Annotated in this window: 13 protein-coding genes and 1 tRNA gene; 12 read left to right on the forward strand and 2 right to left on the reverse strand. The window is 50.8% G+C overall.

Annotation, left to right across the window (positions count from 1 at the left end; all coding sequences use genetic code 11):
* From ACN0SD_RS18140 to ACN0SD_RS18190, 11 genes are all read left to right on the forward strand, one after another.
* The gene (locus ACN0SD_RS18140) at window positions 1–153 is read left to right on the forward strand and encodes a hypothetical protein (protein ID WP_417809627.1); all 153 of its coding nucleotides are present in this window, start codon (window positions 1–3) and stop codon (window positions 151–153) included.
* A 583-nt stretch (window positions 154–736) separates the two neighbouring features.
* Window positions 737–1,009: a hypothetical protein gene (locus ACN0SD_RS18145; RefSeq protein ID WP_417809628.1), complete on the forward strand. Its 273-nt coding sequence runs from the start codon at window positions 737–739 to the stop codon at window positions 1,007–1,009.
* Window positions 1,006–1,380 carry a hypothetical protein gene (locus ACN0SD_RS18150; protein WP_417809629.1) on the forward strand — a complete coding sequence of 125 codons (375 nt, stop codon included), beginning with the start codon at window positions 1,006–1,008 and terminating at the stop codon, window positions 1,378–1,380. The genes ACN0SD_RS18145 and ACN0SD_RS18150 overlap by 4 nt, the downstream gene beginning before the upstream one ends.
* A 173-nt stretch (window positions 1,381–1,553) precedes the next feature.
* Entirely contained in the window at window positions 1,554–2,210 is a 657-nt protein-coding gene (locus ACN0SD_RS18155) for a hypothetical protein (protein ID WP_417809630.1), read from the forward strand.
* Window positions 2,197–2,595 carry a hypothetical protein gene (locus ACN0SD_RS18160; protein ID WP_417809631.1) on the forward strand — a complete coding sequence of 133 codons (399 nt, stop codon included), beginning with the start codon at window positions 2,197–2,199 and terminating at the stop codon, window positions 2,593–2,595. The genes ACN0SD_RS18155 and ACN0SD_RS18160 overlap by 14 nt, the downstream gene beginning before the upstream one ends.
* A 2-nt stretch (window positions 2,596–2,597) precedes the next feature.
* A complete protein-coding gene (locus ACN0SD_RS18165) occupies window positions 2,598–3,176 on the forward strand; it encodes a hypothetical protein (RefSeq protein ID WP_417809632.1) in 579 nt (192 codons plus the stop codon).
* Window positions 3,173–3,424: a hypothetical protein gene (locus tag ACN0SD_RS18170; RefSeq protein ID WP_417809633.1), complete on the forward strand. Its 252-nt coding sequence runs from the start codon at window positions 3,173–3,175 to the stop codon at window positions 3,422–3,424. Before ACN0SD_RS18165 ends, ACN0SD_RS18170 begins: the two co-directional genes overlap by 4 nt.
* Entirely contained in the window at window positions 3,414–4,205 is a 792-nt protein-coding gene (locus ACN0SD_RS18175) for a terminase large subunit domain-containing protein (RefSeq protein ID WP_417809634.1), read from the forward strand. Before ACN0SD_RS18170 ends, ACN0SD_RS18175 begins: the two co-directional genes overlap by 11 nt.
* The gene (locus ACN0SD_RS18180; protein WP_417809635.1) at window positions 4,129–4,950 is read left to right on the forward strand and encodes a hypothetical protein; all 822 of its coding nucleotides are present in this window, start codon (window positions 4,129–4,131) and stop codon (window positions 4,948–4,950) included. Before ACN0SD_RS18175 ends, ACN0SD_RS18180 begins: the two co-directional genes overlap by 77 nt.
* Before the next feature lie 149 nt (window positions 4,951–5,099).
* Complete coding sequence (locus ACN0SD_RS18185; RefSeq protein ID WP_417809636.1) at window positions 5,100–6,353, forward strand: hypothetical protein; 1,254 nt, start codon at window positions 5,100–5,102, stop codon at window positions 6,351–6,353.
* A 1-nt stretch (window position 6,354) separates the two neighbouring features.
* On the forward strand, window positions 6,355–7,488 hold the full coding sequence (locus ACN0SD_RS18190; protein ID WP_417809637.1) for a DNA methyltransferase: 1,134 nt from the start codon (window positions 6,355–6,357) through the stop codon (window positions 7,486–7,488).
* Here ACN0SD_RS18190 and ACN0SD_RS18195 read toward each other — a convergent pair.
* Window positions 7,473–8,858 (reverse strand): hypothetical protein, encoded by a 1,386-nt coding sequence (locus tag ACN0SD_RS18195; protein ID WP_417809638.1) that lies wholly within the window; start codon window positions 8,856–8,858, stop codon window positions 7,473–7,475. The genes ACN0SD_RS18190 and ACN0SD_RS18195 overlap by 16 nt on opposite strands.
* A gap of 289 nt (window positions 8,859–9,147) precedes the next feature.
* On the opposite strand from ACN0SD_RS18195, the gene ACN0SD_RS18200 reads away from it, so the two are divergent.
* Window positions 9,148–9,705 carry a hypothetical protein gene (locus ACN0SD_RS18200; RefSeq protein WP_417809639.1) on the forward strand — a complete coding sequence of 186 codons (558 nt, stop codon included), beginning with the start codon at window positions 9,148–9,150 and terminating at the stop codon, window positions 9,703–9,705.
* 94 nt (window positions 9,706–9,799) lie between these two features.
* Here ACN0SD_RS18200 and ACN0SD_RS18205 read toward each other — a convergent pair.
* Window positions 9,800–9,875, reverse strand: a tRNA-Thr gene (locus ACN0SD_RS18205).
* Window positions 9,876–9,927: the final 52 nt, after the last annotated feature.

The following is a 9,927-nucleotide window of genomic DNA, read 5'->3' on the forward strand; positions in this document are numbered from 1 at the left end:
ATGGGCGACACCGAAGTGTCGCCTTTTTCGTTCGTGGTGCACGGTTTGTTGGTCGCGATCAAATGTGCAGGCATGACAGGGATTTGGGGTGCGTTCAGCTTAAGCGAAACATTAGTTGGTTGGTTGGTGACGATTGACCAACCAACCAATTAACTTTTCCCTCTGAGTAAAACAGGGGGAATGCCTGTCATGCCTGTCATCTCGATGGGAGTGCCAAATAATCAAAGGGGTATCTCCCCTCGATATCTCCGCCCGCTTGTTGCGACCAGATCGCAACTGGATAGCCTGAATTGCAAATTAACAATTGCAAAAATACCCCTGCCCTAATGAAATCAAGGCCGTAGCATGTCAGATCAACTCATTCCCAATTAGTTGGTCGGTATTGCAATTGGCATGCAGATACTTCAGCATTTGTCATGTATCTGCGCGCACATGAGCGCGAACATCGCACGCGACTGCCGTACTATCGTCCGATATGCTGCGGTGCACGCAGTTGGCTCCGTCTATTCTGACACGGTATGCCCGAAGCAGCACACCGCCCATGTGCACCTCGTTGACATGAGCGCCCACGTCGACGGCGCGCCACCTGATATTCCCCCAGCGCCACCTCATTCCCCAGACCAATGCCCCTTTGTTGGATGATATTCATTGCCGTGAGGGACAGACGATCATCGCGCCCCGCGACGTCCCGACTGTTCTTTCAGCGCGGGGTGCGATCAAACTGAAAGGAAAGTGAATGATTTATAAGGCCACCCTAAACAACAGCACGGCAACGATTACCGTCACGACGATCAACAACATGGCGAACATCAAGATCACAGGCGCGGCCAATCTAGGTGATCAACTGCACGCCTTCGCGACAAACCCGTCCGCTGAACCCATCGACAACATGCCCGCCTACACAGCTTATCCCTCGGACACAGGCGTTCGCCTTGCGACCCACAACGGCCAGATCGACCTGCCATGGCGCTGGCTCACGTCTATTGCAGACCAGTTGCGGGCGGCATGATTAGCAACACACACCAAACGACTGAGGCGGCGCTTGTCACGGCGATCATCATGCAGGCCTACCGTGATCTGTTTGCACGGGTCAGCGACACGACAACCTCGCTCACGACACAGACAGATCAGGACCAAGCAATCGCGTTCATGACGGACGACTTCGGCAAGTGGGCGCAGCATCGTAACCACCTATGCTCCTTAATTGGCTGGGATGGTGATGTGCTTGCCGCACGCGTCCGGCGCATGATGTTGGGCGGTGCATTCCCAGACCCCAACGCATCGGCCAACGCTGCCGTCCTCGCCTCGCACACGGATGCCGTCGAACGCGTACGCGCCCGATACATACACCTCCGCACGCCTCGGTCGCATGCCGCGTGATCCGCTACAACGGCACCTGATATACCTGCAATAAGACCTGCTTTCTCGGTCGCAGATCGCCTAGCTGACCCATAAATTGAACGTGCGTGGTACGCACCTATCCTGTCCAGATAATGAAAGGGCGGTGTGTGTTTGCCACATGCCGCTCTTTTATTTGGACAAGGATGACCACGATGCCAGACGATACCACCGCAGCACTGCAAGCCCTGATCAAGCAGGTTGAAACCCTCACCACGACTGTTACAGACCAGCAGAAGCGCATGGATGGGTTGCACACCCAAAACACGCGCCTGCTTGATCAAGTGAAAGATGCCAAGCGCGAACAGCAGCCTACACCCGCGCCCAAGCAAACCCCCAACACCCTCGAACAACATCTCGATGCGGAACGCGACAAGCGCGACCTCGACGCAGTAGGCATGGCCCGCGGGCCTGACGGCAAGGTGTATCTACAATCAGGCTCCAGCCCTGCCCCCTATGTCCTCACTCGCGAACAAGCCCGTGACCCAGTTCAGTACCGTGCGGCCAAAGAAGCGGCGGCGGCAGCAGGGGCCGAATTGCGGGTAGCAAGTGAACATGTTGATCCGACTACCCGCAACACTGGCCGCGATCCTGTCATGTCATCGAAGACGATCACCTTCGATGATACCCACGAGCGTATCCGGTATGTGCGGGCCGATATGAACACGGGTAGCGGTTTAGTGAACCGCCGGATGCAGGCGGAGCGTGACGGCTACAAAGTCCGGTCTTTTGCCTCCCTTGATGATCTGCCGGATCACGCGCGGACCAAGTTCAATTTGATGGAAAAGGCGGCACAAGATGCGGAAACGTAAACCTCTCGAACCGATTGATCAGGCGTGTCTTGAGTGCGCCCACCGAATGGTTTGTGGTGGCACTGGCAATGTCACTGTAGGACAGGACGGCACCATCTACAGTGGCGCTGCCTTCAAACTCGAACCGTCACGCGACTCAACGGACGCCTTGGTAGTCGTCGTCAGTAAGGCGATGAAACTTTATCTTGGAGGCGTCGATTTTGCCAAGTTGCGCGATGACTTCATCGAGACGGACGTTGGGGAAGTCTTTGCAAACAGCATCTATGATCATTTGGTCAGTCTTTCTGATGATGAATGGTCGCATATTCGCGACCGTGTGGAGTGGTACGTCAACGATAACGCCCACCAAGCGACGTTTGACACCGACAAACAAGGTGAGTCCTGATTATGGCACAGGGTGGGAACAAGAATTCGGGGCGTCGAGCGATCATCGACATGCGCTCCGACAAGAACGAGATCATCCGTGACATCGTGCTTGAGCGCCGAACGCTGACGGACATTGCGAAGCGCATCGGTATCGATTTTTCCACTGTGCAACGCTACCGCGACACCAAAATCACCGAAGAAATGCGCCGTGATATTCTGGCGCAAGAGCGCATCAAAAAAATCGAAACCGACACGGGCATCATCAATGAAGACCGGATGGATGTGGCGAACACCTACGACAGCCTCGCCCGCCGCGTCGAAAAGCTGATCACTGCTGCCGAAAACGACGACAATCCGGCCTTTGCATTGTCCGCAATGGAGGGGTTGCGGCGCGTCTTGCGCGACATTGCACAGCTACAGGGCAAGCTGGCGCAAAACCTGACCGTCAATGTGTCGCTGTCGGAATCTAAGGAATGGGTCGTCCTGCGCCGCATCCTGCAAGAGGTGTGCGAAGAAGTACCCGCCGCACGCGAACCCTTGCTGCGCCGGATGCGCCATAACGTGCTGTCAGTCACGCAGGAAGACGGGGGCGCGCTGTGAAGCATACCCCGTTCCTCGGCTGGGATCATTACGCGCAACTTGAAGCTGATCGTGTGAACGCGGCGACGGAGGCACGCCATCCCGAATGGCTCGGTCTGCCAAAGTCGCGCCCACAGGCTGTTGACCAAGGCAAAAAGGTCTACTTCACGGGCCAGCCCTGCAAGCACGGCCATGTGACACCGCGCGGTATGCGCAAAGGGTGCCTTGGCTGTTATATCCAACGGCATGGGTTGTCCGATGCCCTTTGACGCCCTCCATGACTTCTGCACGCTCGTCGAACGCGACTTGGACCCAGAAGCGGAAATGCTGCACTTCCTTCGGCAGGAAATTCCAAACGCAACAGAGATCGACCCTTGGCAACTTGAGGCCGTCAATTCTACAGCCGGAACCATCGCAATGCGGGTGTGCCGACAGGCAGGCAAATCATGCGTGCTGGCAACCCGTGCTGTTCGTCGGCTGAAACTCGGACACACGGTCCTTTGCCTTGCACCCGCCGAACGCCAAACACGTGAGATCAGCCGGAAGGTCGCAACCTATCTCCGCGCAACTGACTTGCGCGTCGAACGGGCAACCCAGACCGAGATTGAAACGTCAAATGGGGGTCGCTTTATTGCCGTTCCGGCATCGGGCGCGACGATCCGTGGGTATTCGGTGCATGAGATTCAGATCGACGAAGCGGCGTATCTTCCGGGGCAGAACGGGGGCGAAGATGTCATCGTATCGGTCCTGCCTATGCTGCGCGACGATGGCACGTCGCAGGTCGTGTTCGCCTCAACGCCAGCGGGCAAGAACAATCACTTCGCTGAATTGTTCCTCGCCCCGAAAGAAGACGTTCGTCGGATCGTCGTCAAAGGCACGTCAATCCCACGTCTTGCATCCCGCGTCGAGCGGTTGAGGTCGCAGTTGTCGGCCACCCGCTTTCGGCAGGAAGTCGAAGTGGAAATGTTGAGCGATGGTCAATCCTATTTTGACTTGTCCACAATCGAACAAGCCACATCACAGGAAGGCGCAATATGTCCACGGTTTTGACAGCATATGGGAAGCAACAATGAGTTACGAAAATACTCAACTAAAACTCAGTTATCGCGCCAACGGCGACGTGGTCAATGAAACTGGGCAAGACCCCGCGCTCCCGCGCGTGACGGGATTCCAACGCTACTGGGTCGGTGCGGATTTAGGACAAGCCAATGACTTCTCGTCTGCAGTTGTGATCAAGGACCAATGCCTTCCCATTTCGACAGGTGACGAGGTTAAACTCGGCCCGCGCGAACGTACTGTCGTCTTTGCCGACAAGTTCAAAGGCGTGTCCTATGTCAGCGTCGTGGACTACCTAATCCGCCTGCGTAACGCCCCGCCATTTGGTGGAAAGTCGGAGTTGATCATTGACGGCACGTCCATCGGGCGCGTCGTGTCGGACATGCTGACGGAACAATCTGTCGATCACACAGCGGTGCAAATGACGGGCGGTCAGGAGTGGCGGCGCTCCGGTCAGTACGTCAACGCGTCGAAAACCTTGATGATCGAAAATCTGGCCGTCCTGTTTGCGTCAGGCGATCTAAAGTTCGCCCACGACCTCGCGATGCGTTCTGCAATTGAAGAAGACCTTGCCACTTTCACGACACAGACCACTGCTGCTGGCAATCAGATCATCACACAGGCGCGCAATGCCTCCGGCCATGGCGACACAGGCATTGCCTTGATCGTTGCGGGGTTCGCATCGCAATATTTTCCACCGCAAAGCATTCGGGTGTCGCGGCTGTCAGGATGGTTCTGACTGCCAAAAAAAATTATACCCTGCTCGGATCTGTTGTCTCCAACATTCCGACAGATGAACATGTTTTCGGTGTAACATTCCATCATTTGGCCTTAAGATAAAGGTCACGATGGATCCGCTGAACCGGAAAAACCAATTGAGAGCAGACTGTGACGAAGCAAATCCAAGTTAAGAACGGTAAAATCACGGCGGTACAAGCTAAAGATGTCACGCATTCTGGTGGACGAGGAGAACCTTTTCATGACTGGTTCCCCTATCTTGAGGGCTATTCATCCCAATTTGTGAAGCAAATTATTGATGCCAAGTTCGAAAACCCCAAAAACCTTCTAGAACCTTTTTGCGGCGTTGGCACCACGCCTATCGCATTGGCTCAATTAGGAATTTCGTGTGGTTACACTGAAGTCAATCCGTTTCTCGTGGAACTTGTATCTCTGAAAACTATCTGTCTGAGAATGAAGCCATCAGGCCGGATTAAAGCCGCTGAAACGATCCAAACGTTGAAGCAACTGATACGAAATGACTCCAATACCGCAAAAAGCGACACTTTGCTAAAAACAAGTTACTCAGGCGTTTTCGGTGTTGTCGAGTATTTTCGTGAAAACAGTTTCAAGCAAATTCTGAGGCTCAAAACACTTGAGAGAAAGCTGGAATGTGACCTCTCGAAACGTTTTATGAGGATAGCAGTTTCAACTAGCCTACTGGAGGCTTCCTTATTGCGTCGAGCCGGAGATGTTAGATTCAAAACAGAAAAAGAATTGCTCAAGCCAATTCCAGACATACTGGAACTAGTAACCGAAAAACTTAGCCTCATTCAAAGTGACCTCAACCTCAACGGATTACCAAACGAGCAGGAGATTGTCTTTTTGGGGGCGAATGCAAAGCAACTACACACGGATGCTATGCCGAGCTTTGACGGCGTTATCACCAGCCCGCCATATTTGAATGGAACCAATTACATCCGAAATATGAAACTGGAGCTCTGGTATTTGGGGTTCTTGAACAGTAAGGTCGATCTGCAAAAATTTCGCCAAGCTGTTGTAACATCCGCAATCAACGACGTATCAAGAGCTTCTGGACTTGTCGTACTTGATGAAGCACGAGACGTCGTCGAGGCGATTTCCCAAGATTGTTATGATAAAAGAATTCCGAAGATGGTTGCTGGATATTTTGAACACATGAAAATTGTTGCGGAAGGGATTTGGGGCCAAGTTCGAAGCGGGTCCCCTGTTTGTATTGATATTGGTGACAGTATTTATGGCGGAGTTCACGTCCCGACCCACTCCGTTTTAGCTGCTGTTTTTGAAAGTGTCGGGTTCAAACTTGAAGATGAGACGGTCTTGAGGAAGCGTCATTCCAATCGAGGGGCCGAGTTGAGTCAACGACTTCTGGTATTCAGGAAGTAAAATGGATCAGCGCTTATGGAAAGAATTCAAGGAAGACTTACCTCACAAACAAGGAGCATTCGCAAAGAGGAACTGGGGAACTCCACTGCACTCGCTTTGCTCCTATCAGGGAAAACTAAAACCCGCGTTAGCACATCATTTAGTTCAAGTATTTTCATCTAAAGGTCAAACCGTATTCGACCCATTTTCAGGCTCTGGGACGATTCCGCTCGAAGCTGCCATAGCTGGTAGAATCTCAATTTCTAATGACTTAAGTGACATGGCAGTTGCCTTATCCAACGCTAAAACTGGGCAAACAACAAGACAGGCGTGTGATCAAGTGATTGACGCATTGACTGAGTGGACATTGACCCGACCTGTATCTCAACGGGCCATAGATGAGACTCAAAAGATTCGCTTCAATAAGACCATTATCGAGTACTTTGAACCTTCCACCTTCCAAGAGGTATTGAAGGCAAGAGACTTTTTTGGTGAGACCAAAGACCTAAAAGATTCAAATTGGTGTTTGGTTTTTTCTGCCATGCTTCATATTTTGCACGGGAACCGACCTTACGCGCTTTCGCGAAATAGTCATCCGCTTACACCATACGCTCCGACTGGGGAATTTATCTACAAAAACGTTGTTTCCCACCTGAGAACAAAAGTGCACTCAGCGCTTTCAAGTAAGGAAAGCTTGCCCGCTTTCCCTAAGGGTTTGTCAATCAAATCGGATGTTCGAGATTTGTCTGAGTTGAGTGATGGATGTGCTGACGTAATAATTACATCCCCACCATTCGCCTCATCAACAAGATTTTACATGACAAATTGGATGCGTTTTTGGTTTTCTGGCTGGTCAATTTCCGACTTCGATGATGCAAGTGCCCAATTTATTGAGGGCAACAAAGACAAGTCGTTGCATGTCTACGAAGAAATATTTCATAGCTTTGGCCGTGTCTTAAAAAGTGGCGGCCCTGTCGTTCTGCATGTAGGGAAAAATAAGGCTGTCAATATGGCGGAAAAGCTTCAACTACTCAATTTCGATGGCTTCCATTTAGTTGATATTTTTTCTGAAAGCGTGGAAACATCCGAAAAACATGGTATCAAGGACAAAGGAAGCACCGTTGAACACCAGTATCTGGTTTACTCTAAAAAGTGATTGTTCCATGCCATCACAAAGCTAAAGCCACCCGCATCAAGCTTGGAGATTTGTAGCACCCTATCAAGCGATTTGCAGATCAGCTCAGCTGGGACTTTTCCATCTTTTTCTTCCATTAGATATTCCTTGTTCAGGAAATCATCGAATAGCCATTTCGGCTTGGCCAAGAGCGCTTTTAGAACATCCAAGTTTGGCGTAGGATTCTCTAACTGATCCAATGGTATTCCAGTAAGTCCACTGAGCTCAACGAGTTCCTGACTCGTATAAAAGTCTTTTGGCTGCCGATCTCTCTTTTTTGAATTACAACTGCCGCAAAGCGCCGTCGCTGTTTCATCTAGCGGCCATAAAAGTGCCAAAGGCCGTGTGTGATCGAGATGCATTCTCTTTCTATTGGCCAATAGTTCCTTGCACTTGAAACACTTCTTTTCAAATTGTTCCCAGATAAATGTTGCTAACTCTTGCCCCGTCTCATGTCGGAATTTCATTTGGGCCGAGTTATTTCCCAGCTCCGAAATCATCAACTCGAAATGCCGCCGTCGTTGGGCGTCCTCTTTCATTTGATCCGCAGAACGCTGCGGGTTTAATGCCGCATTGACAACGAATTTCTTACAGAAGCGGCATTCTAATTGAAATCCATATTCTAACTCGACGTCACGGCCGTGATCTAGATCAGTTAAAATTCCAAAACCTCTGTGACGGCATGGTCTCTTGGCCACACAGTGATTTGAAAACGAAAGCGTGTTCCGTTCGGAAGGCAAATTGACCGGAAGAAACCTCGCGCAGCGATTGCACTCTTTGGTTATTAAGCACTTTTCCCGTATTTCTGGATCGCCCGATATTTCGACTTTTCCTTCGGTTGTGTAAAAGTTTGCCTCAGGTGCAAAGAGATGGATATTTCTCAGAACACTGTCTCGAGTTTCCTCGAAAAATTGGTGCCAAATTTCCCCGCACTTTGGTTCGAAAATTTCGATTTCGCACGGACCATTCGGTGTTAAAGAAACAGTAAATTCGGTATGCTTCTCTTTCTGCCAAATATGTCCGCATTTGTTGAAGGATTCAGCTGATCCATAGTTCGAATAGTGCCGCGATCCGAACCACTTTTGGTCGCAAGTCAACGAAATCTGTGAATTTGCACGAAAGTAAAAGCCAAACGCTGCAAACCTTTCAGGATCAATGTCTGGCATTAAAAAGCTCAGCTCCAACGGTGTATCGGGAGAAGCTTTGAAAACCAACGCATCAACACGTTGCAGCTTTCCGCCAGTCGCCTCATCATGGCTCTTAAATCCAGACAGACGAGTAGCCGACCTGCGTCTGCCAGAGTATTCTGCTTTGCCAGCGCGCTTTTGTAATTTAAAATTCTTAGCAACCATGGCATTAGACTGCCATTAGTTTAACAAGTAAGCAAGTTGCAGCGCGCTCCGCCGGACAAACCGTAGATGTTTTTAACGGACAATGTCCTGAATTTAGATCAGAGGTAACAAATAGCGCGTTGCGAATGTTGAAACTCTGATTGTGAACACCCATTTCAGGATCTGTTGGACACTACCCTTTCCGAGATTGTCCCCCAATCTGCTCACTGCTGGTTGCCGTTAGGATACCCACCCTTTGGTTTCGGTCCCTTATTGTATTTCCGATACCGATCAGCAGAAAGGAGCAGAGATGCTTGATCAATATAGTTGCGGGATGACGCCCTTAGAAGTGGCTGCTGAGGCCTTCGAGGCTGAACGCGAGACGGAAGCACTTAAAGCCATGCGCAAGGCCGAACGGGAGGCTTACTTTGCTTCACTAAGCAAGCATCAACGCCACAACTTAAAGCGACGCCCAGATAAATGTTATGATGAGTCTTTTCGAAGAGCACGAATGAAAAACGCGTTACCACTATGGCTGACGAGCGAAGATAAATCTGCAATCCTTGAAAAGTACCGCCTAGCCGTCAAACTTGAAGCGGTTACAGGTGTGCCGCATTCAGTTGACCATATTATCCCACTAAGAGGGGTATGCCGTAAGACATGGCTGTCGTCAGGAAATCGCGTGAAAAAACACACGGTTTGTGGATTTCACGTGCCAGATAACCTCCGAGTCATACCTCTCGGGATCAATCGCGACATCAAAGCCGACTGGTTTGATTCAGATTGGCTAGCATGGCCGACAGTTGAAGCGGATGTAGAACTGTATGGTTTCGAGCGCGATGATCGCGATGAGGAGATTCCATGGTGAAGGCATCCAATTGCAAAGAAAATTGCAAAATCGGCCATTCGATGTTGCCACAGCGGTCAAGACGCCTTCAACGCATTGTTATTTAAGTGGTAAATGGTGCCCCCACACGGACTCGAACCGCGGACCTACTGATTACAAATCAGTTGCTCTACCAGCTGAGCTATAGGGGCACTGAGCGGCTTATAATGCGAGGATGCCGGGCTTCGCAAGACCGGAAATGCA

It is taken from the genome of Thioclava sp. (assembly GCF_048263065.1).
Classification (GTDB): Bacteria; Pseudomonadota; Alphaproteobacteria; order Rhodobacterales; family Rhodobacteraceae; genus Thioclava.